Raw genomic sequence first — 20482 nt, 5'->3', positions numbered from 1 at the left:
GTATGGAGTTTAAAGACGAACTCGTGAGAAACCTCGAATCCGAGGAGCTGTGGACTGTCATCACCTTTAAGACGCCCTACGGACCAGCGAAGACCCTTGAAAAGCTCGTGGAAGCCGTTGAGGATGCGGGTTGGCACATCACGTTCAAGGCCAACTGGTGGACCGCTGACATCCCCTACGGCCTGGCGAGGATAGACGCCAGGAAAGGAGACCGGGAGAAGATAGTGCTCGGCAAGTGGATACTGGGAAGAAAATGCGAGCTGATACGGCTGGAGAACATGCCGCTTGAGAAGGGACGCGACGAGTTCTTCCGCATGGTGGACAGCATAACCTCAACGCTCATCCACGACCCCGTGATAAGGACGATGAGGGAGCAGTACTGAGCTTTTCCTTTTTTTCCAAAGGAAAAGATGAAGAACCTCAAAGCGGCTCGTAGTAGCCGATTTCCGGCTCGTATATCTCCCCTTCCGCCAGGAGCTGGGTTATTGCCTCCTCGATCAGCTCCTCATCGATTTCCTTCGAGAGCTTCTTGACTATGAACTTGTGTGATAGCGCCTTACCCTTCTCGCGAAGCAGGTCGAGAACGGCCTTCTTGGCCTTTTCAAGCTCCGGGTTCTCAGCTTTGGGCTCCTCCTCAACGACTTCCTCTTCAAAGAGGGCCTCCTCGGTGCTTCTCTGTTCGAGCATCATAGTGTATAGCTCGTCTATGGTCATGAGCATGTCCTCGCTGACGCCCTTGTTCTTGGCTATGACCTTTGCCTTGGCGGTTATCCCGTAGCGGTCGTATATCTCGAAGGCTATCTTGGCCTTCTTGGCGTGTTCGGCCTTCTCCTTCAGCGTTTCGAAGCGGTGGAGTATCCACATGTTCGGTTCCACCTTCGCCACGCCCTCCACGAGTATCTGCTTGTCGTCGCGCCACTCTCCGATTTTTCCGATGATCTGAACCAGGTCGCCCTTCTTCACGAGGTTTATGAAGCGGGTGTTCTCCCTGAAACCGAAGACCCACATCGTCCCCGTGCCGTCGTCGATCTGGAACCTTCCGTAGCTCTCGTCCTCGCTCATCATGGGGTCCCTGACGACCGTGGCGACGACCTTGACGCGGTAGACCTTCCTGGCGTCTTTGGTGATCAGGTAGTTCGGCTCAAAGTCCCCCTCGCTCTTGACGTAGTAGCCCTCTATGATGTCCCTGAGGTAAACCCTGCTCGCTGGAAGGCGCTTCTTCATAGTTCCTCACCCCCGAAGAACTCTATGATGCCCTCAACTTTGGGCAGGACTTTCCTCTCAAGCTCCCGTATCTCCTCCAGCGCATCGAGGTCTGCGTTGCTGAAGTCCTGGACGACCTCGCCGTAGATGTGCATCCCCTCCTCGTTTCTGATGACCCTTCCGATGACCCTGACTATCTGTCCGTTCTCCGGGAGAACGTTCTCCTCGCTCTCGATGAGTATTACCCCCGTTCCGTCGTCGAGCCAGAAGGTGTAGTCCATCTTATCGACCTTGAACGCCTTCCCGATGAGTGAAACCCTGGTGTCGTCCTCCCTTATCTCCCCAATCTTTCTCTCGACTGCGGGTTTCCTGCGCCTGAATCTGACTTCCTCCATTCTCAACACCTCACACCAGGTCCTTCAGAACCTCCCTCAGCTCGGCCCTCACCCTGGCGATCTCGCGCTTCGGGTCAACCTCGTCCCATCCGAAGGCCTTCAGGATGAGTCCGAGGAACTTGTCGTCAACAACGTTGCCCCTGACGATCACTTCCCTGCCAAGCAGGTGGTAGTACTCCTCCTCGGCCAGCTTTCTTCCGGCTTCCCTGAGGGTCAGGCCGCTCTCGACGAGCTCCCTGAGCTTCTCCGCTATCTCCTCTGGGTCCTTCCCGACCAGCTCGGCGGCATCGTCCCCGAATAGCGTTGTCCTTATGTACCCTGTGGAATCGTCGAGGCCGAAGTCCACTATGGTTATCTTAACCGGCTGAACCTCCCCGTGCTCCGGGCAGATCCAGGCGTTAGTGGCCGGGTCGTAGTCCACCTTTCTCCGGCACTGCGGGCAGGCGTCGTAGACGGTGACGCGGTAAAGCCTCGCAATAGTCCCGCGAACCTCAACGAACCGTTCGCCACCCATCAGCTCCCCTATCTTTCTCCTCTGGTAGTTGTAACTCCTGACCTCTTCAAGTGGGGGTATCTCCTCCGCGCGCGGGTCTTCAGGGTTGAGAATTATCCTCGTCCTGAAGTTGGCGTGTAGTTCGACGCCGTTACGGCCCTCCCTGACGCTGGGGTCGATTATCTTGACGAGGTCACCGGGGCTGAGTTCGTTGTAGTACTTGGTCACGAGGCCGTCCCAGAGGACGAGTCTCGTCTTTCCGGTGGCGTCGTATATTATCACGTTGGCCACCTGGCCGGTGGAGCCGTCCCTCTTCTGGTACTCCCTGGGTGGGTACTTCCTCAGAATTCTCGCCACGACGTTAACGCCGGTCATCCCCGGAACCAGGTCGGCTATGTGGAGAAGCTCTTCCTTGCCTTCGAGATTAACGCCCAGCTCCTCGGCAAGCATCAACGCCGCCGCATGCTCGGAGATTCCCTCGCGGGAGGCAATCTCAGATATCCTCTTCTCGATTTCATCCCTTGAAATGCCCTTCTGCCTCCCAATCATCTCAACAATCTGCTCCTTTGTCAGCACTCCCATAACACTCACCTTAATGGTAATAATGACTCCGGGTATTTAAACCTTTCCCAAACTCGGTCTCAGGGGCCAGTTTTTAGAAAGGAAGGGCGATTTCCTCCTCTGGAGGAAAATTGGGTGACTGAAGGGCCAAGGAATTACTCTTCGCCCTCTACCGGGGTCTCCGCTTCAATCTCCTGTGGTTCTTCATTGCCTCCTTTGCCCTCCAGCTTCGCTATGAGGTCGCTGTACTCCGCGTGCACGACCCTCCTGAAGGCCTCCTTTATGATGTTGGGATCGTTCTCAGGGAACCCGTAAAGCTCGGCGAATTTCGGCGTCGTTCCGAGGAGCTTCGTTCTCTCATAAGGTTCGGCGTATATCAGTCCCATCTCAAGGAGCTTCCTTATGTGCTCGTAAGCTTGGCTGCCGCGGAGCTTGACCACCTTGCTCTGCTCTATCGGCTGGAGGTAAGCTATGAGTGCGAGGGTCTTCAGCTCGCCCGTCCTCAGGTCGGGCCTCGGCATGAGATGAACGACGCGCTGGCTGTAGTCCTGCTTCACCTGCATCACGTACTTGTCTCCGAGAACCTTTACAACCTCTATCGCGCTTTTTCTCTCCGCATACTCGGCCGCTATGAGCTCGATAAGCTTTTCAAGATAATCCAGCGACCTTATTCCCAGAGCCCTTGAGAGCTCTTTGACGCTGAGCGGCCTTCCAGAAACGAACAGTGCAGCCTCAACGAGGGCCTTATCCTCAAGGAGTCCCATTATTACCACCACATTGAAAATTGCGCCCCTCTCTTATAGGGTTTACCCTCCGATGAGAACTCGTCTTATGGTGAGGTAGTCCTTTTTCTCCAGGGCGGTCTCGTCAACCACGACTATCAACCGGCCCTCCCTCATTATCACGAGGTCCCGGAGAGTCCCGAGAAACTTGGTCACCGCGGTTATTCCATTGTGAATCACGAGGTACTCTATTCCATCTACAACCACTACCCCGGTTACACCCCTCATCTCAGCCTCCCGGAGATACCTGCCGGCCAGCTCCAGAATTCTGGGAAGGTTTGTCGGTGCTATCGTGTCCTTTCCGGGCAGGCTGGTCAGGAAGTAGGCCTTCCACTTGTCAGGTGGTGTCAGCTCCCTGATGAATGCGAGCACGGGGTAGCCCTTGAGATCCTCCTTGACCCTGCGATACTCGTTGCTCGATACGAGCTCAATTCCGGGTTCTATCTCAAGCCTTATAGCTCCGTTGAGGTTTGTGAACTCTCTGGACAGTACCATGCGGGCCATGAAATACGCCGCGACCACGGTTAGGACCGCGCCTATGGCGAAGCCGATGGGTGCAAACCAGGGCACACCCCTCAGGAAAGGATAGTCCATCTTATGGGCCCCAAGGATACCGAGTGCGAGCGCAGCATTTCTGGCACCTCTGAACCTTGGATCTATAGAAGCAACGATCAGAGCGCCCGAAAGAACTATGAAGAAGGCAGAAACACCATAAGGGATGCCGACGACTGAATTCCAATCGTTTCCGAGGGCGATTCCGTAGACCGCTGCGATGAGTGGTGGAGCTGCCCACAGGACCAGGTACCTGACGTTCTTCCCAATCTCCTCTGAGAGAAACGCCAGAGAGCCAAGGAACAGTAGGGAAGAAGAGACGGCCTCGGTAAATGCAACGAGCTGGAGAATCCCCAGAGCGTCGGCAAATATGCTCATGGCCGCCACGAGCCAGGCCATTGCCCAGATGAACGCGGATTTTCGTCGTGACTGTATGTACACCATTAATAGTACCGCTGAAACGCCAAACTTTGCGGAGAGACTGAGTGCTTGACCCACCATTAAGAGAGTGGTGTTCATATTGACCCTCCTGATGCGTCCGGCTGTTAACTTATGTTCTGCATGTATAAAAAGCTTTGTCTACTGTGTAGGAGCTGGAACGCTGGCGTGAACTCGCAGATGACCGTAATCTTTATAAACCCAACCTGGGAGGTCTGTACCGGTACGGCGGTCATAGCGGCGGGGTCACACCCGGTCTCGTTTCGACCCCGGAAGTTAAGCCCGCCAGCGATCCCGGGTGTACTGCCCTCCGGGAGGGGGCGGGAAACCGGGGACGCCGCCGGCCACTCAAACGCCCGGGTGGTGTAGCCAGGCCCATCATACGGGACTGTCACTCCCGTGACTCGGGTTCAAATCCCGACCCGGGCGCCATTCTAACAACCCTTTGCTTCGCAAAGCGTTGATGGAAAGTTTGTAGCTCCTTTTTGAGGTGTGGCTTATTACGGAGGTTTACCTGCTTTAAGTCAAATTTTAGAGAGGAAAAACTCATTAGGTGCTTCTTGTAAGTGGGTTTAACTCTAAAAAGACGCCCTTCGGGCGTCAAAGAAGAGGAACTCCCTGTGAGAAAGGCATTAATAGGGGAATTTTGTGTGGCGGGCCGGACGGGATTCGAACCCGCGGCCACGGGGTTAAAAGCCCCGCGCTCTAACCAGGCTGAGCTACCGGCCCATGCCCGATGGGATAACGGCCGGGAGATTTTATAAGCTTTGCCCCAAAAAATTCATCCCCTAAAGCTTCATCAAAGGAAGCTTTTAGAAAACGTTTCACAGAAGTTTGTAGCTCTCGAGTTGATGGCAATTGAATAAGTGATTTGTTCATGGCTTTGCCCGTCTTGAGTTAAATCCCGTGTAAATCACCTTCCTGTGGGGAGTTCGCTTTTAAATCGATGCCCGAAGGGCGTCAAAAAGGGAAACTCCTTGAAAGATTGGTGTTTGAAGTGGATTTCTTTTCTGGGGTTGGATTCGGATAATCACGTTGCTAAAGAACGATCTTTGAAAAGGGCTACTAACTTTGATGAAACTTTGCGCAGGCAAAGTTTCCCCTGTTGCGAAAACTACTTAAACATTTTTGGCCAACCTAACGACTGGTGAGGTCGTTGGAGGTAAGCAAGAGGGAAGAGGAGTATCTCGAGACCATGTACATCCTCCACAAGAACAAGGGTGTCATCCGTGTCAAGGATATCGCAAAGATGATGCGCGTCAAGCCCCCCAGCGTGGTGGATGCCCTGAAGAAACTCTCCGAGAAGGGCCTGGTGGAATACGAGAAGTACGATAGGATTCTTCTGACCGATGCTGGAAGGGAAATAGCGGAGGCGACCTATTCGAAGCACCTGCTACTCACTCAGTTCTTCATTGACATCCTCGGAATTCCCCCCGAGATAGCCGAGCACGACGCCTGCCAGTTCGAGCACTACGTCAGCGAGATAACCGTGCGGAGGATAAGGGAGTTCGCCCAGTACATACAGGAGCAGTGTCCCTACGTCCTCAAGCAGTTCATCAAGGAGAAGATGGCCGAGAACGCTGAATCCAGGTGATTTTCAGGCTTTTGCATTCTCTAAAAAGAAAGGTGGAATCAGAATACCCCGCCGAGGTAGGCGAAGTACGCCACGAATATCAGGGACAGAACGTACATGAGCGGATGTATGTCCTCCATTCTGCCGCTGAAGAGCTTGAGTATCGTGTAGCTGATGAAGCCGATGCCTATTCCGTCCGCTATCGAGTAGGTGTAGGGTATGGTTATGAGCACCAGGAAGGCAGGGATGGCCTCGGTGTGGTCGGTGAAGTTAACCTCCTTTATGGCGCTGAGCATGTAGTAACCCACTATGACGAGTGCCGGAGCCGTTGCAAAGGCCGGTATGGCCCCGGCCAGCGGTGCTATGAAGAGTCCTATTCCAAGGAAGAGCAGGCCGGTAACGAGGGCCGTCATTCCGGTTCTTCCACCCTCCTCTATACCAGCGGCGCTCTCGATGTAGGTTGTGACGGTGGAAGTTCCGAGAATCGCTCCAACCGTCGTTCCTATCGCGTCGGTGAGGAGTATCTTCTCGGCGTCGGGAACCTTTCCGTCCCTGGTTAGAAAGCCCGCCTTGGCGCTTAAGCCTGTGACCGTTCCCAGGGTGTCGAAGAAGTCCACCATGAAGAAGGCGAAGATAACCCCGAGCGCCCCGACGTTGAGGAGTCCCTTGAGATCCATCTGCATGAAGGTGTAGCTGATGTCGGGCGTTGAGAAGAGCTGGTCCGGCCAGGGGGCGATCCCGGTGACCCAGCCGATGACGCTCGTGGCGAGGATTGAGATGAGCAGCGAGCCCTTGACGCGGAGGGATATGAGAACCATCGCCAGGAACAGGCCGAAGAAGAAGAGCAGTATCTTCCCGCTGGTCAGGGCAGCGGTGTTGAGGCCGGTGAACTGGAGCACCCCCGCGTCGTTCACCACGGCGGTGAGCAGGCCGACGTCGTTCAGGCCGATGAAGGTCAGGAAGAGGCCTATACCGGCACCTATCGCGTACTTCTGGCTTATGGGTATCGCGTGGATTACCGCGCTCCTCACCTTTGTGACGCTGAGGACTATGAAGATTAAACCTTCAACGAACACCGCAGCGAGCGCCACCCGCCAGTCGTAGCCCATTCCAAGGACAACGCTGTAGGCAAAGTACGCGTTCAGTCCCATTCCCGGCGCGAGGGCAAAGGGCTTCTTGGCGTACAGCCCCATGAGAATCGTTGCAAGCCCGGCGGCAAGGGCGGTGACGGCGACGAGCGAGCTAAAAGCTTCTTTGCCCATGGCATCGCTGAGTATCGCAGGGTTTACGAAGAGGATGTACGCCATGGTCATGAAGGTGGTCATTCCGGCGAGCACTTCGGTTTTCATGTCGGTTCCGTACCTCTCAAACTCGAAGTAGTTCTCAAACCATCCCATAAGCCTCACCCCTTGAGTTGACTGATTTTTGCTAATAACTTGGTTTTTTAAAGATTTTTTTGACAGAAAAATGTTAAAACAATAAGGAACGATTCATGGAAACAGGAAGCTTGGAATGCGTCAGAAATTATATGAACTGGCCTCAGGAGTTGTTTTCAACGACTCCGGCTGTGAAGGCCTCTGTGTATGCCTTGACTGTCTCCTCGTTGCCCATTATCATGAGGACTCTGACGAGATCCATGCCCTTAACCCGTGCGAACTCAACGTAGAGGTACTGGTCGTCTTTGCGGTAGAGCTTGACGCTGAGCGGCCTGAAGTAATCGTTCTCAACGGGTTTTTTCTCTAGAGGGACTTCTTCAAATCCTGCCGCATTTATCGCGTTCCCGAGTTGGTCGATAACGGTCCCGGTGGGGCAGGTGCAGGCTCCCTTTATTGTGGTCTCCCTTTTCCCGCAGGTTGCCGGCTCCAGAAAGTTGTTCCACCCCCTACAGGCAAGGTTTTCCTGAATTACCCATGTCGTGTTGGCCTGGGGTATCACGTACGTGGCCAGGTACACCTTTCCCCCTGGCAGGAAGGGAGATTGTCTGTTAATGGCACATAGCTTGTTTCTCACCGTGGGACAGATTGATCCCGTGGCGTTTTCGGTGTTCCAGGTCACAAAGGCTACCTGGCTACCGGCTATCGCGCATGTGGGAGTTATCCCAATTCTGGAGGGCCAGTCCACACCGTACAAAGCTCCTGGAGGATTCTCCGAGCTGACGTTTTTCGGGGAAAACTGGGGCATGATGGTTAGACCGTCGTTGTATTCCACGTACAGATTTCCCAGAGGACGCCTGACGCTCCAGCCGGGCCAGGCATTAACGGGGGTAAATTCCGGATTCATACTGAGTTTGCAGGCGGACATGTTCGGGTGTTCAGGCCAGGATCCCGCATTAACTTCTTCTAAGGGGCCACCGGCGCTTAGGGCCCTTGAGTAGGCCTCAACCACCCCCCGCTCCCTTCCCATTACCATGAGAACCCTGATTAGGTCCAGTCCCCTAACCCTCGCAAACTCGACGTAGAGGTAGCCCTCCGGCCCTTTGTACAGTCTGGAGGTGATAAGCTCAAAACAATTGTTTTCGCTGGTTTTTAGGCTCGATTCAATCTCAATGAAGCCTCCCTTCTCGATTCTCCCCAGTGTGGCTTTTATAATGTCTTTCAGGGAGCAGTTGCATTCAGCTACCGGTGTTTCTTCTCTGGCTCTATCTTCGGGGTAAACCCCGTACTCCCTTATCCTCCATATCACCCCGGCGGTCGGTACTGCGTAGTGTGCCAGGTACACCTCGCCTTTGGGCATTGTGGCGTTTTCCACCCCGTAATATTCTGTGAACCCCACCACCGGCCGGTATGTTGTTCCCACATTTTCTCCCTCAATGTGGAGCGCTCCCTTTGCCATGAAGCAGGGCGGCTCTATGCCCAGTGCAGATGGCCAGTCCTCCCTTTCCAGTCTATCAGTGTTCTCGAACAGAATCCTGTCATCAAAACCCTTTATTGTTCTGTTCATAACCTCCTCCACGCTCCAGTGCCATGAGTTGGACGGTGTAAAATTGGGAGCGTAGACTATGCTGCATTGGGGAAGGGGGGTGATACTATCCTGTTCGTTTTCTGTGGTTGTATTATGGATCGCCATAAAAAGGGAGAGGGAGATAATGGATATCGTTATGGCGGCCACAGTCTTCTTAGGGTCCAATTTTCTCCCTCCTCCTGGTTGGGTACACTGTTTCTGGCTTTCCGGCCGGTGCTGCCGTCACGGTTCCCCCAACAGTAGGATTCCCAACGATAACACCCATGGGCTTCCCAGTCCCAACTTGCGCTTTCAATTTGGGATTGCATTACAAAATATGCCGACAAATTATTTAATCCTTTCTATCGCCAAAAGTGAAAACAAAGCCGGAACAAGTTATGCCAGTTCGAACTATTACAAATATTATGGGTGTGAAACGGCACTTTGAAAAATCCTCTGGGCTTTTCACCCCAGCACCGAGAAGCTCCTCACCTCAATGCCAACCCTCTCCGGCATCTCCTCGACATCGAAGGGAATCTCGTCCAGGAAGCGCTCCGCGAGGATGACCTTATCCCCGACTTTGAGCCTCAGCCTTATCCTGCCGGGCAGGAGTTCGTAGTCGAGAACCTCCGCCGCGTCGCCGGGTTTTATGTGAACGCTCTCGGGCCGGAAGAAGACCCTGACCTTTCCTTCCCTCCCCACGTCGAAGCATAGGCTTTCGAGGCAGGCCATTCCGTTCTCGGCTTTGAGCTCCAGTATGTTGCTCAGGCCAAGGAAGCGCGCCACGAACTCCGTCTTTGGACGGTAGTAGAGTTCCAGAGGCTTTCCGACCTGCTCTATCCTTCCGACGTTCATCACCGCTATCCTGTCGCTTACCGCCATTGCCTCCTCCTGGTCGTGGGTGACGTATATCGTCGTTATTCCGAGCTCGCGCTGGATTCTCTTTATCTCCCCCCTCAGGCGCTCCCTTATCTTCGCGTCGAGGTTGCTGAGGGGCTCGTCGAGGAGCAGAACGTCAGGCTCCACAACGAGTGCCCTCGCGAGGGCCACGCGCTGCTGCTGGCCACCACTCAGCTGCTCCGGATAGCGGTTTTCAAGCCCCTCCAGACCGACCAGCCGGAGCGCCCATCTCACTTTTCTTTCAATCTCGGCCTTCGGGAGCTTTTTCATCTCCAGCCCGAAGGCAACGTTCTTGAAGGCCGTCATGTGGGGGAACAGCGCGTAGTCCTGGAAGACTATGCCTATCCCGCGCTCGTAGGGAGGTAACTCGTTCACAGGCCTTCCGTCGAAGAGTATCTCTCCCCTATCAGGTCTTTCAAAGCCCGCTATCATCCTCAGCGTCGTGGTCTTTCCGCAGCCGCTCGGACCGAGGAGCGTGAGGAACTCGCCGTCCCTGACTTTCAACTCGCCTATCTCAAGCCGAAAATCCTCCCACTCTTTGACCACTCCCCTTAGCTCTACCCTCACCATACCTCCTCACCAACCCTTTCTATCACCATGAAGGCCAGAGTTGAGACGGCCATAAGAAGAACCGCCAGGGCGGAGGCTGAGCCGAACTGCCTCGCCCCGAGGAACTTGTATATCGCCACCGTCATGGTGGTGTATTCAGGTTTTGCCAGCATGTAGGTCGCCCCCAGCTCGGCTATGCTCATGGCGAAGGCGAATATCGCACCGACGATGACTCCACCGAGTGCCAGCGGAAGCTCCACCCTCAGGAAGGCCTTCCACTCCCTGGCTCCCAGGCTCATGGCCGCCTCGAAGAGGTTGGGCCTTATCTTCTTCAGGCTCGTGGAAACGGCGCGGAGGACGAAGGGATACGCTATCACCGTGTGGGCGGCGATGATTATCCAGGCGGTGAAGTACAGGGGCGTGGTGTGGAAGACCCTTATGTATCCCAGACCGAGGGTTATGGCTGAACTCGCCAGCGGGAGCATGACGAGGACGTCGAAGAGCCTTTTTCCCCTGAAGTTCCAGCGGTGGAGGGCGTAGGCTATCGGCAACGCCACGAGAACCGAGAGGACTACAGTGGCGAGGCCGAAGGTCAGGGAGTTCCTTATCGCGTCGAGCGTTGTCGCTCCGAACATCGGGTTGTACTCGGTCGAGAATATCCTCCTGTACCACTCCAGGCTCCACTGGCCGCTGAAGCGCAGGGAGTCGTAGAGAACGGCCAGGAGGGGGGAGACTATGAAGACGAAGACGATTAGTGAGTAGACCCCAACGAGCAGTCCCTTGACGCTCAGCCAGTCACGCCTCGTGAAGGGAACCGGCTTCCTGAAAACCCTCTGCTCCTCGCGCTTGGCGTAGCTGTCGAGTGCCCTCAGGTAGAGGTACATGAAGCCCATACTGAGGAGTATCTGGATTATGGCCAGCGCCGAGCCGGTCTTGAAGTCGAGGAGTACCATTATCGAGGTGAAGATGTCCACCTCTATGGTGGCGTAGCGGTAGCCGCCGATTATGAGGGGAATCGAGAAGCTCAGGAAGCAGAACACGAAGGTGAGCATCGCCGAGGCAAAAATCGCCGGGGATATCATCGGCAGGGTAACCTTGCGGAAGAGCGTCCAGCCCCTCGCCCCCAGGGCCATCGCCGCCTCCTCGTAGTGGGGATTAACGCGCTGCCACAGCGACGAGACCATGCGAATAACGATGGGGAAGTTGTAGAAGGCGTGGGCGAGGAGGATTCCCTTCCAGGAGTAGAGAATTCCGGGGTCGCGGCCGATGAGCCCCGTGATTATCCCGCTCTTCCCGAATAGGAGGATGTATCCCAGGGCGACCATCACGCTGGGCATGACGAAGGGGACCGTCAGGACGGCCTTTATGACCCTCTTCCCGGGGAAGTCGTACCTGGCGAAGATGTACGCCCCGGGGAGGCCGAGAGCAAGCGTCAGCAGGGTTGAGGCTACGGCCTGCCCTATCGTAAAGAGGATGACCCTTCTGTGGTAGTCGTTTGTCAGGACGGCCGAGATGTGCCTGAGCGTGAATCCGTTCTCCCAGAGGCCGGTTTTTAGAATACTGACTAACGGGACGTAGAAGAAGACCAGCAGGAAGGCAATGGGGATGAGCAGGAGGAGCTTCGAAGGCTTCACCCTCATGCTCACAACTCGGTTTTTGCTCTTTATAAGCGTTGATTGGGCAAGGTTGTTAAATCCTTCGGTTCACCTATATCCGGTGATACCATGAAGGCCCCCGAGCTGGGAATAGGAGTTGGTCGTTACGAGCATGGAGAGAGGAATTCCATCGCCGATCTGGGCGTTAAGGTCGGTCACTCAACGATAATCAAAGGCGATGATATCAGAACCGGCGTCACAGTTCTCCTGCCTCCGGTGAAGAACCCGTACAAAGAAAGGCTCTTCGCCGGAGTATACACGTTCAACGGCTTTTCAAAGCCTATCGGTTTTATCCAGGTGGAGGAGCTGGGCTACATAGAGACGCCCATTGCCCTGACCAGCACCCTCAACGGCTACAGGGTTGCGGACGCGCTGATAGACCTCTGGCTGGCGGAAAATCCCGACGGCATCTCCGTCAACCCCCTCGTGATGGAGTGCAACGACGGATACCTCAACGACAACAAGAAGCGAGCCGTGAAGAAGGAGCATGTCTTTGAGGCTTTCAAGAACGCCTCCCTCGACTTTGAGGAGGGCGCCGTTGGAGCCGGCACCGGGATGAGCGCCTTCGAGTTCAAGGGCGGAATAGGCTCATCCTCAAGGGTCGTTGAAATCGGCGGGGAGGAGTACACGGTCGCTTCCCTCGTTCTGAGCAACTTCGGGAAGAGGGAGGACCTCATAATCGCAGGCGTCCCCGTCGGATGGGAGCTGAGGGACTATCCCGGCAGGGGTCTATCGATGAGGGGGAGCATTTCAATCGTCATCGCCACCGATGCACCCCTAACGTCCAGACAGCTGACCAGGCTGGCCAGGAGGGCCATTTTGGGTCTGGCGAGAACCGGCTCCTACGGTCACAACGGGAGCGGGGACATAGTGCTGGCTTTCTCTACGGCACAGACCATGCCAGCTGGCAAAGAAGTGCATTCCATCGGCTTTCTCCCGGACGACGCCATGAACAGGCTCTTCATAGCTGCCGCGGACTCGACGGAGGAGGCGATAATAAACTCCCTCCTCCAGGCAAAGACGATGAGGGGGAGGGACGGCAGAACCCGCTACGCCTTGCCTGTCGACAGGCTGGTGGAAATCCTCGAAAAATACGGGAGACTGGAGAGGGCCTAAGTTTTTATCTCCTCGTACTTTTTCTTCATCAGGAGTGCATCGCCTTCAATGTTTGGGCTCTCGCTTATGACGACGCCCTTGACCCTGAACTCTTTAAGAACCCTCAGCAGGTCCTCCCAGTTCATGTCGCTCTCCCGCAGATTCAGGTGGTTTCTTTCGCCCTTTGCGGTGTAGTTTATGCCGCTTATGTGTATGTGCATGTTGTCCAAGGCTTCCCTCCCGAGCCTGTCCTCCATAAAGCTCAGCATCTCGCGCCACTCTTCGACGGTGTTGCACTTCCCTTTGTTCCTCGCGTGCGCGTGCGCGAAGTCTATCGTCGGCAGAACCATCTCAAGCTCCTCGCTGAGCCTCACCAGCTCCTTCAGGTCTCCAAACTGGGTTGGTTTGCCGGTCAGTTCGGGCCTTATCCAGACCTCAATCCCCCTGTCCTGGAGGGTGCTCACTATGTCCTTTATTTTGCCCTTTATCCTCTCATAGACCTTTGCCGGGTCCTGCTTAAGGTAGTAGCCCGCATGAAATACCACGCTCCAGCCGCCGGCATCGTAGAGCCTCTCGGCGCTCTGGATTATTCTCTTCTTGCTCGCCTCGACCTTGGCCTTCTCCGCCGCGTTTAGATTGATGTAGTACGGCGCGTGGGCGGTTAAAAGAACGTCGTGCTTCTTGGCGACGTATTTGATTTTTTTCGCCAGCTCGGGCTTGAGGTTAACGCCCCGAACGAACTCCAGCTCCATCGCGTCCAGCCCGAGGTTTCTCACGTGAATTATTCCATCAATGGTTGAACGTTTCGGCGTTGAGAGGGGTATCCCGGCCGTGCCAAAGCGAAGCCTGTCCACCTTGAACATGCTCACCACCCATAAGAATTAGGGGAGCCTAACTCATAAACCTATCGTTCTATCGGTTCCCCGAGTATCTCCCCGAGCTTTGTGATGCTTTCGTCCAGCTCCCTCTCCAGGTGCTCAAGCTGGCGTTTGAGCTTCCGTATCTCGGCCTCCTTTTCTTCGATTAGCCTCTTAATCTCCCAGATATCCTTCTTTCTGGCCTCTCCATCTTCCAGAATTCTGTCCCTTTTTCGTTCGAGTTCTGAAAGCTTTTCCCTCTCCCTTTCGAGGGCTTCAGCCCTTTCTTTGAGGTTTTCGATCAGCCACTGGGCGGTTTTTCTGTACTTGCCCTCCAGCCGGGGGTATATCCTCTGGAGCAGGGAGATGAGTTCCTCCGGCTTTCTGAGGGCCACTGAACTGTCCCTCACGAGTTCATCGGCTATCGGCTCGTGGAGGCGCATCCGCTTTATCGGCTTCTGGAGCTTTGAGACTTTCGAACGAATCTCCATCTCGGCACTTCGGAGAGAGGAGGAGAGGCTTTTTATATCCTCCTCAAGCCCCTCCAACCCATGCTCCCTGTAGAACTCGTTAAGCTCTTCTTCCTTGGCCTTAAGCTCTTTCTCCAGCTCCAGCTTTTCCCTCTCCGCTGTGGCAATGCTTCCCCTCGTTCGCTCCTCTTCCTTTAGGAGTTCCCTGAGTCTCAGCTCTGGCAGACCTTTTCTGGTCAGTTCGTTGTAGTATTTCACGTAATCCTCGTTGAGCTCCTTTAGCAGGCGGTTGATGGCGTAGACCTCTTTCTCAAAGATTATGAGAAGATACTTCCCGTGCCCTACGTGGAGCTTTGCCAGGTCCGGAAGGCGCTTTCCGAGGTCGTCCATGTTTTCTATGCTTGCCAGCGCGTTTCTCAATGCCGTGACGTAGTTCTTCTTCTCGGCGGTCACGATTTTCTTTATCTTCTCGTCCACGTTCTTGGGGACTTCCTTCTTCTCCAGGGAGTCTATCCTCTTTAGAATCTCCCGGATTTTCTTCTCAAGGTGCTTGTTGTACTTTTTTCTGACCTTTTCAACTTCTTTCTCGGCCTTCTTCTTCCTCTTTTCATACTCATCAAGCGCTCGTTCCAGTCTCAACTCTCTCCCATCCCCTAACTTTTCCCCTCATGTAGATTCCAACGAGAACCGCCACCGCCACGTCGGCGAGGGCGAGCAGGAACTTAGCAAAGACGTCTATATCCGATATCGTGAGTATGGCCATGGCGTACCTGGTCGTCAGGTCGATGGTTATCCAGAGCGCGGGCATGAGGAGGAGCGCTGAGACGTAGTACCAGATGTGGTAGTCCTTCCGGAGGTACGCCTGTATGCTCTTTCCCATTATCATCACGGAGATTCCAATTATCAGCGGGGCCGCCACCGCGTTTATGTAAATGAGGGTAGCGAGCAACGGCGTTCCTGGCCAGCCGCCTATTATCTCCTTTGCGTACTCCTCCAGCCGGAAGTAGGCGTTTATGGCGCCGCCTCCGATTATGAGTAGGCCCGCGATAACGGAAATGACGAAGATGAACTGTTTCGCTATGGTCTCCCTGAAGTTGAATCTGAAGCCCTTGGTGAAGAAGTAGCCGCCGATGAAGAGGAGTATCGTACCGGTTATTGTCGCGGAGACTATCTTAACACTTTCAGGATACCAGACGCCGATGAGACGCGCTATTCCATAGAGAAGGAGTATCATCCCAGGAATGCCCAGTACTACCTTAGCCACCTCAGGGTCGCTGAGTATCTCCCTCAGGTAGCGGTAGATGATGTAGTATGTCGTCTCTATGCCCTCGCTCTGCTTGACCACGACGCGGTGAGAGCTTATTATGGGGAGCTTTGAGGTTATTATCGGGAATATCTGCTCGTCCTCTGCCCCATCGGTGACGGTGATGACCCCATCGGCAGGGAAGACCCTCAAAACCTCCTCCAGCTGTCTGGCCAGCTCCAGGTCGCTCTTGACGCCCACCTTGGGGTGGCCGGTTATCAGGGCAACCTGGACATCTTCAAACTCCCCGCTCTCCCTGAGCTCGTCGTGAAGCTTGACAGCGGCGTAAGCAACGTTGGCGTCGCTGTCCTCCGGATCGGCCAGACTGAGCTTGAGGGCTGCATCTACACAGGCGTCTCGCCCTATCACCGGCCCTTCGACGCCGGCCTTCTGCCCGAAATCGTCATCACGGTCTATGGCGAGAATCAGTGCCCTAATCTCAACCACCCCTCGCCTTTTCGAGAACTGATTTTACCTTGTCCTCCATGTGGACATGCTTGTCCCGTCTGTCGTCGATCCTTACGGTTGTTGAAACCCGTGAAGCGCCCAGTTTGAATACCAGTTCGTGTGCCTCCTCGATTATATCGAAAGCTTCCCTCACGGTCGGAACCTCTATTATCGTTGCCATCGGTGTCAATTGGTATTTAACACCCTTTCTCTCTAAAAGCTTTACCACCTCGGCGACGTACCGGCTCAGACTTTTCTCACCGAGGGGAACAATCACGAACTCCACTATCACCACTTTCGACACCCGACTTAACTTCCTTCGGCAATTTTTTAAGCTTTGCGGGAAAGGTAAATAACTCCTCCCGCCGTAGGAACTAGGGGTGAGAACGATGTACAGAATCAGGGACGAATGGGGGGAGTTCCTCGTCAGGCTTGCGAGAAAAGCCATTGAGGAGTACGTCAGGAACGGCAGGACGATAAAACCTCCTGAGGATACCCCTCCCGAGCTGTGGGAGAAGATGGGAGTTTTTGTGACGCTGAACAAACGCCATGCCCCGCCTCAGATGGCCCTCCGCGGTTGCATCGGCTTTCCACTGCCGATTTACCCTCTGGTCGAGGCCACGATAAAGGCGGCAATCTATGCGGCCGTGGACGACCCACGCTTCCCGCCGGTCAGGGAAAGCGAGCTGAACGACCTTGTGGTTGAGGTCAGCGTCCTGACACCACCAGAACCCATAGAGGGGCCGCCCGAGGAGAGGCCGAGGAGGATAAAGGTCGGCAGGGACGGTCTGATAATCGAGAAGGGTATCTATTCCGGCCTGCTCCTCCCGCAGGTGCCGATAGAGTGGGGCTGGGACGAGGAGGAGTTTTTAGCTCAGACCTGCTGGAAGGCAGGATTGCCTCCCGACTGCTGGCTCGATGAGGACACGAAGGTCTACCGCTTTACCGCGGAGATATTTGAGGAGGAGTACCCAAGAGGACCTGTGAGGAGGAAGCCACTGTGAGCAGTTTTTGAAATTTTTCGGAAAATCGTCGAATTTTCTTCAAGAATATTTAAATAGTTTTATGGCGTAGATTAAACCCAAGGTGAGGTTACGGTGAAGATGAGAAAGATTGCCATGGTTTTGACCGTGTTTCTTCTTTTTGGAAGCTTGATACCTCTCGGGTATGTTAGTGCCACATACGGGACGGTTACGGCCAGGGACGCCATGGAGGAAGCTAAAGCACTTTTGAACTCAAATTTCATGGGTTCCTTGGTAAGCGCTGAGTTCAAGGGTGTTGAGGAGCAGATTTTAATTGCAACAACACCAGCTGCGGGATTTCCTGTTGAGGGGGACTCCTATCTGATCATCAGCTCCGGTGATGCGAGATACGTGATAACCGGGAACGATAGCTATTACTCTGATGATGGGGATGTAGGAGGTGTTTACATCGAAAACGGCCACCCAGTTTCGGGTGCCGATGCATACGACGTAGCCACGTTGACTTTAAAACTCAGGGTTCCCTACGGGGCCACCAAGCTTTCGTTCAGGTGGAGATTCACCACCGATGAAGAACCGAGCGATGATACCTTCCAGGATTACTTCTACTCTTACGTTGTGTTCCCAGATGGGAAAAAGGTCGTGGCCGCTACACTGCCCAACGGTACAATCCCCTACGTTGGACCGATAGCACCTTATACGCGCGAAACAACCCTTGGCGATGGAGTGTACCTGTACGCCATAATGAACTACACCTCGACTGCCGTGGTGGACGTCTCCCAGTACCAGGGGAAGGAAATAACAATAGTCTTCCAGGTTGCCGATACTGAGGACGAGATAGTCGATACCGCGGTTCTCATAGACGACCTCAAGTTCGATGTTCCCCAGTCCTTCTTTGTATACAACCGCATGATGGTGATTGCCCAGGTGTGGACTATGTACTTCTTCAAGCTCCACGATGAATTCGATGAACTCTACGCCAACGCAAGTGCGATGGGAGTAGACAACGAGACCCTTTCGCTGGCGAAGGAACTTCACGAGAACGCAACCCAGATGATAATGGATGCGTGGGACACCGACAATCTGGATGACATCAAACTGCGCCTGTGGGGAGCCATACCTACATACCCGAAGATGCACCTAGTAAGAAGGGCATACGTTACAGAAAAAGACGCTGTTAACCTGCTAATAGATGCCATGAAAGAGCTAGAAGGCAGCTAGTCCCTTCTTTTTAATTTTGCAATAAAAAAGCTGTTGCAGTCGTGCCTGTGGGTCCATGCTCTAAAGACCTTCTCCCCCACCTCAAGGAAGCCCCTATCGCCCCAGCTGAAGTCGTAGGGAATAAGCTCCAGCCCGGCCCTGTTTATCGCGAAGAGCACGTTCTCCTCGTCCTCGTCTATTCTAATGGAGCAGGTTGAGTAGGTCATCTCACCGCCGTCGCGGAGGTTCTCGTACGCGTTGCGGAGCATGTTGCGCTGGACGTTTATGATGCGCTTTATCTTCTCCTCGTTGAAGCGCCACTTTACCTCGGGGAACTGGCGGTAGGTTCCGGAGCTTGAGCACGGTGCATCGAGGATTATCTTATCGAACTTTTCCCTATCCTTGAAGCTCTGGCCGTCCGCGTGGACGAGCTTGACGTTTCTGATTCCGAGGAACCTCATCTTCTCCCTCATGCGCATGAGCCTGTCGTAGGAGTAATCCACCGCCACTATCTCACCGCGGTTCTCCATCAGGGCAGCGGCGTGGAAGGTCTTTGAACCGGGGGCGGCCGCCAGGTCGAGGACCCTCTCACCTGGCTCTGGGGCCAGAACGTGGGCGACGTAGGCAGAAGCTAAGTCCTGGATCACGAACTTCCCTTCCCTGTACCAGTCGAGCCTTGTTACGGGCGTTTTGTAGTCGAGAACCTTCAGGACATCGGGGACGGGGGTTCTTGCTGTCCTTACCCCGTTCTCCTCAAGGTAATCGCGGAGGGAATCAACGTCCGTTTTCAGCGTGTTGGCCCGGACGTAGTACCTCTGCGGCCTGTTGTTGCTGAGGAGCAGGCGAACGGCTTCATCGTAGCCGAGGAGGTCTATCACGTACTCAACGTACCAGCGCGGGTGGGAGAAGCGGACGGAGAGCCACTCGATTCTGTCCCTCTCCTTGAGCTTCTTAAGCGCCTTATCAACGTCGAACTTCTCTATCGAGTGCATGAGCGCGTTGACGAACTTCGCCCTACTGAAGTCAAAGCGCTCCTTGACGACGCGAATTATCGAGTCCGTGGCTATCGCCGGCGGAACCTTTCTGAAGTGTATCTCAAAGGTTCCTATGCGGAGGAGACTGGCCAGATAGGGGTCGAGATCATTAACCGTCGAGCCCCTCAAAACCGAGTTGATTATGAAGTCTATCTTCGCCCTCCACTTCTCTATCTCGAAGACGTAGGCGTGGGCCAATCCGCGGGCCTTGTCCCTATCCCTACCAGCTACCCGCTTAAAAACTCTCTCAAGGGCGTGCTTCGACGACAGCTCGCGCTCCTCAACCAGGCTTAAAGCGTCGGCCACAACTTCCTGAAAGCTCACCCTGTAAAACAGCTCCATGGACGGGGCTTTGAGCGGGAGTTTAAAAAGGTGGTGGTGTGTTTCTACTTTGTTCACCGAAATACTTATTACCTTGGAACGTGGGATTAACGTGGTGGAGTCAATGAAGCTGAGCAGTGTGGTGGCCCTTGCGGTGTTGCTGATAGTCCTGATTTCGGCCCTCCATCTCTACGTCCAGAGAGAGCGTTTGGACGCCCTGATTGAGGGGCAGAGGAACTGTGAAAGGGGCTGGATCCACACCGTGACTTTTTCCACAATGGTTGATATCCAGTTCCACTCCAAGAATGCGCTTGGGGCACTCGACTCAAATTCCACGGTCGGTTTTAACCTTTCCACCGTTGAGCTTGAGGGTGATTTTCTGCGCCTCCTCAATCACTTAATCGAGACCGCGAATTACCTTGAACTGGACACGTTCAACGATTCGGTTCTTGAGATGGCTGACACGGGGCAGTGCATAGAGTTTCTGAACACATCAAGAACGGCTTTTCTCAATGGAAGTGCCAACGTCTCCGCCGTCCGGGAGGGATTAGACCTGATCCACGACTTTGCCACAGAATGGCGTGAAAGTGGCAACTATCCCAGTGAAGAGCTTTTGAAAGCCAACGCCGAGCTTCAGAGGAAGTGTGGTGCCCTTGTTCCAAGAGTTGTGAGCCCTTGATTGTTGTTTTCTCCTCTTTTCTGATAACATCGATGGCGAAGTTTATTAGTTCTCA

At 54.4% G+C, this 20482-nt stretch carries 20 protein-coding genes, 2 tRNA genes and 1 rRNA gene; 8 read left to right on the top strand and 15 right to left on the bottom strand.

Annotated features, from left to right (window positions below; translation table 11 throughout):
- Window positions 1-2: 2 nt before the first annotated feature.
- Entirely contained in the window at window positions 3-383 is a 381-nt protein-coding gene (locus E3E37_RS09720) for a ribonucleoside-triphosphate reductase (RefSeq protein ID WP_088863974.1), read from the top strand.
- Window positions 384-420: 37 nt separating this feature from the next.
- Here the strand turns inward: E3E37_RS09720 and E3E37_RS09715 are convergent, their stop codons facing one another.
- The 5 genes from E3E37_RS09715 to E3E37_RS09695 form a co-directional block, all read right to left on the bottom strand.
- Window positions 421-1224, bottom strand: a complete 804-nt coding sequence (locus E3E37_RS09715) for an OB-fold nucleic acid binding domain-containing protein (RefSeq protein ID WP_088863975.1) — start codon at window positions 1222-1224, stop codon at window positions 421-423.
- On the bottom strand, window positions 1221-1598 hold the full coding sequence (locus E3E37_RS09710) for a replication protein RepA (protein WP_088863976.1): 378 nt from the start codon (window positions 1596-1598) through the stop codon (window positions 1221-1223). The genes E3E37_RS09715 and E3E37_RS09710 overlap by 4 nt, the downstream gene beginning before the upstream one ends.
- A gap of 10 nt (window positions 1599-1608) precedes the next feature.
- Window positions 1609-2673, bottom strand: a complete 1065-nt coding sequence (locus E3E37_RS09705; protein ID WP_167717193.1) for an OB-fold nucleic acid binding domain-containing protein — start codon at window positions 2671-2673, stop codon at window positions 1609-1611.
- A 134-nt stretch (window positions 2674-2807) separates the two neighbouring features.
- A complete protein-coding gene (scpB, locus tag E3E37_RS09700) occupies window positions 2808-3416 on the bottom strand; it encodes an SMC-Scp complex subunit ScpB (protein WP_167717190.1) in 609 nt (202 codons plus the stop codon).
- 42 nt (window positions 3417-3458) lie between these two features.
- Window positions 3459-4430: a DUF835 domain-containing protein gene (locus E3E37_RS09695; RefSeq protein WP_167716962.1), complete on the bottom strand. Its 972-nt coding sequence runs from the start codon at window positions 4428-4430 to the stop codon at window positions 3459-3461.
- Between the two features lie 218 nt (window positions 4431-4648).
- Between E3E37_RS09695 and rrf the strand changes: the two genes are divergently transcribed.
- Both rrf and E3E37_RS09685 read left to right on the top strand, forming a co-directional pair.
- Window positions 4649-4770: ribosomal RNA gene (gene rrf, locus E3E37_RS09690) — 5S ribosomal RNA — on the top strand.
- 8 nt (window positions 4771-4778) lie between these two features.
- Window positions 4779-4856 (top strand) — tRNA-Asp (locus E3E37_RS09685).
- Window positions 4857-5075: 219 nt separating this feature from the next.
- Here the strand turns inward: E3E37_RS09685 and E3E37_RS09680 are convergent.
- Window positions 5076-5153 (bottom strand) — tRNA-Lys (locus E3E37_RS09680).
- 427 nt (window positions 5154-5580) lie between these two features.
- Here E3E37_RS09680 and E3E37_RS09675 point away from each other — a divergent pair.
- The gene (locus E3E37_RS09675) at window positions 5581-6018 is read left to right on the top strand and encodes a metal-dependent transcriptional regulator (RefSeq protein WP_088863980.1); all 438 of its coding nucleotides are present in this window, start codon (window positions 5581-5583) and stop codon (window positions 6016-6018) included.
- 38 nt (window positions 6019-6056) lie between these two features.
- Here E3E37_RS09675 and E3E37_RS09670 read toward each other — a convergent pair whose 3' ends face one another.
- The 4 genes from E3E37_RS09670 to E3E37_RS09655 all read right to left on the bottom strand — a co-directional run bounded on the left by E3E37_RS09670 (window position 6057) and on the right by E3E37_RS09655 (window position 12026).
- Entirely contained in the window at window positions 6057-7394 is a 1338-nt protein-coding gene (locus tag E3E37_RS09670; RefSeq protein ID WP_167716960.1) for an NCS2 family permease, read from the bottom strand.
- A gap of 142 nt (window positions 7395-7536) precedes the next feature.
- Entirely contained in the window at window positions 7537-9123 is a 1587-nt protein-coding gene (locus E3E37_RS09665; RefSeq protein WP_167716958.1) for a hypothetical protein, read from the bottom strand.
- A 279-nt stretch (window positions 9124-9402) separates the two neighbouring features.
- Window positions 9403-10407: an ABC transporter ATP-binding protein gene (locus E3E37_RS09660; protein ID WP_167716955.1), complete on the bottom strand. Its 1005-nt coding sequence runs from the start codon at window positions 10405-10407 to the stop codon at window positions 9403-9405.
- Entirely contained in the window at window positions 10401-12026 is a 1626-nt protein-coding gene (locus E3E37_RS09655; protein ID WP_167716953.1) for an iron ABC transporter permease, read from the bottom strand. Before E3E37_RS09655 ends, E3E37_RS09660 begins: the two co-directional genes overlap by 7 nt.
- Before the next feature lie 84 nt (window positions 12027-12110).
- On the opposite strand from E3E37_RS09655, the gene E3E37_RS09650 reads away from it, so the two are divergent.
- Complete coding sequence (locus E3E37_RS09650; RefSeq protein WP_167716951.1) at window positions 12111-13157, top strand: P1 family peptidase; 1047 nt, start codon at window positions 12111-12113, stop codon at window positions 13155-13157.
- On the opposite strand, the gene E3E37_RS09645 is transcribed toward E3E37_RS09650, so the two are convergent.
- From E3E37_RS09645 to E3E37_RS09630, 4 genes are read right to left on the bottom strand one after another with little or no spacing between them, the layout of a single operon-like run.
- Window positions 13154-13999 carry a deoxyribonuclease IV gene (locus E3E37_RS09645; RefSeq protein WP_167717188.1) on the bottom strand — a complete coding sequence of 282 codons (846 nt, stop codon included), beginning with the start codon at window positions 13997-13999 and terminating at the stop codon, window positions 13154-13156. The two genes, E3E37_RS09650 and E3E37_RS09645, sit on opposite strands and share 4 nt — an antisense overlap.
- A 41-nt stretch (window positions 14000-14040) precedes the next feature.
- Complete coding sequence (locus E3E37_RS09640) at window positions 14041-15102, bottom strand: hypothetical protein (protein ID WP_167716949.1); 1062 nt, start codon at window positions 15100-15102, stop codon at window positions 14041-14043.
- A complete protein-coding gene (locus E3E37_RS09635; RefSeq protein WP_371731713.1) occupies window positions 15080-16213 on the bottom strand; it encodes a DUF373 family protein in 1134 nt (377 codons plus the stop codon). Before E3E37_RS09635 ends, E3E37_RS09640 begins: the two co-directional genes overlap by 23 nt.
- On the bottom strand, window positions 16206-16508 hold the full coding sequence (locus E3E37_RS09630; protein WP_167717184.1) for an MTH1187 family thiamine-binding protein: 303 nt from the start codon (window positions 16506-16508) through the stop codon (window positions 16206-16208). Before E3E37_RS09630 ends, E3E37_RS09635 begins: the two co-directional genes overlap by 8 nt.
- A 94-nt stretch (window positions 16509-16602) precedes the next feature.
- Here E3E37_RS09630 and E3E37_RS09625 point away from each other — a divergent pair, with 94 nt between their 5' ends.
- Window positions 16603-17217, top strand: coding sequence for a TIGR00296 family protein (locus E3E37_RS09625; protein ID WP_088863988.1), 615 nt, complete (start codon window positions 16603-16605; stop codon window positions 17215-17217).
- 93 nt (window positions 17218-17310) lie between these two features.
- A complete protein-coding gene (locus E3E37_RS09620) occupies window positions 17311-18414 on the top strand; it encodes a hypothetical protein (protein ID WP_167716948.1) in 1104 nt (367 codons plus the stop codon).
- Here the strand turns inward: E3E37_RS09620 and E3E37_RS09615 are convergent.
- On the bottom strand, window positions 18411-19769 hold the full coding sequence (locus tag E3E37_RS09615) for an RsmB/NOP family class I SAM-dependent RNA methyltransferase (RefSeq protein WP_167716946.1): 1359 nt from the start codon (window positions 19767-19769) through the stop codon (window positions 18411-18413). The genes E3E37_RS09620 and E3E37_RS09615 overlap by 4 nt on opposite strands.
- Before the next feature lie 103 nt (window positions 19770-19872).
- On the opposite strand from E3E37_RS09615, the gene E3E37_RS09610 reads away from it, so the two are divergent.
- Window positions 19873-20427 (top strand): hypothetical protein, encoded by a 555-nt coding sequence (locus E3E37_RS09610; RefSeq protein ID WP_167717182.1) that lies wholly within the window; start codon window positions 19873-19875, stop codon window positions 20425-20427.
- Window positions 20428-20482 lie beyond the last annotated feature (55 nt).

Source organism: Thermococcus sp. ES12, from assembly GCF_012027515.1.
In the GTDB taxonomy this organism is placed as follows: domain Archaea; phylum Methanobacteriota_B; class Thermococci; order Thermococcales; family Thermococcaceae; genus Thermococcus; species Thermococcus barossii.
This window is presented reverse-complemented; position numbering and strand designations above follow the sequence as displayed.

Bases quoted from the DNA above. Each gene is read 5' to 3' on its own strand.
- E3E37_RS09715 (WP_088863975.1), bottom strand. From the start codon at position 1,224: ATGAAGAAGCGCCTTCCAGCGAGCAGGGTTTACCTCAGGGACATCATA.
- E3E37_RS09670 (WP_167716960.1), bottom strand. From the start codon at position 7,394: ATGGGATGGTTTGAGAACTACTTCGAGTTTGAGAGGTACGGAACCGAC.
- E3E37_RS09610 (WP_167717182.1), top strand. From the start codon at position 19,873: ATGAAGCTGAGCAGTGTGGTGGCCCTTGCGGTGTTGCTGATAGTCCTG.
- scpB (WP_167717190.1), bottom strand. From the start codon at position 3,416: ATGGGACTCCTTGAGGATAAGGCCCTCGTTGAGGCTGCACTGTTCGTT.
- E3E37_RS09710 (WP_088863976.1), bottom strand. From the start codon at position 1,598: ATGGAGGAAGTCAGATTCAGGCGCAGGAAACCCGCAGTCGAGAGAAAG.
- E3E37_RS09655 (WP_167716953.1), bottom strand. From the start codon at position 12,026: ATGAGGGTGAAGCCTTCGAAGCTCCTCCTGCTCATCCCCATTGCCTTC.
- E3E37_RS09645 (WP_167717188.1), bottom strand. From the start codon at position 13,999: ATGTTCAAGGTGGACAGGCTTCGCTTTGGCACGGCCGGGATACCCCTC.
- E3E37_RS09705 (WP_167717193.1), bottom strand. From the start codon at position 2,673: ATGGGAGTGCTGACAAAGGAGCAGATTGTTGAGATGATTGGGAGGCAG.
- E3E37_RS09625 (WP_088863988.1), top strand. From the start codon at position 16,603: ATGTACAGAATCAGGGACGAATGGGGGGAGTTCCTCGTCAGGCTTGCG.
- E3E37_RS09720 (WP_088863974.1), top strand. From the start codon at position 3: ATGGAGTTTAAAGACGAACTCGTGAGAAACCTCGAATCCGAGGAGCTG.
- E3E37_RS09660 (WP_167716955.1), bottom strand. From the start codon at position 10,407: ATGGTGAGGGTAGAGCTAAGGGGAGTGGTCAAAGAGTGGGAGGATTTT.
- E3E37_RS09650 (WP_167716951.1), top strand. From the start codon at position 12,111: ATGAAGGCCCCCGAGCTGGGAATAGGAGTTGGTCGTTACGAGCATGGA.
- E3E37_RS09695 (WP_167716962.1), bottom strand. From the start codon at position 4,430: ATGGTGTACATACAGTCACGACGAAAATCCGCGTTCATCTGGGCAATG.
- E3E37_RS09615 (WP_167716946.1), bottom strand. From the start codon at position 19,769: ATGGAGCTGTTTTACAGGGTGAGCTTTCAGGAAGTTGTGGCCGACGCT.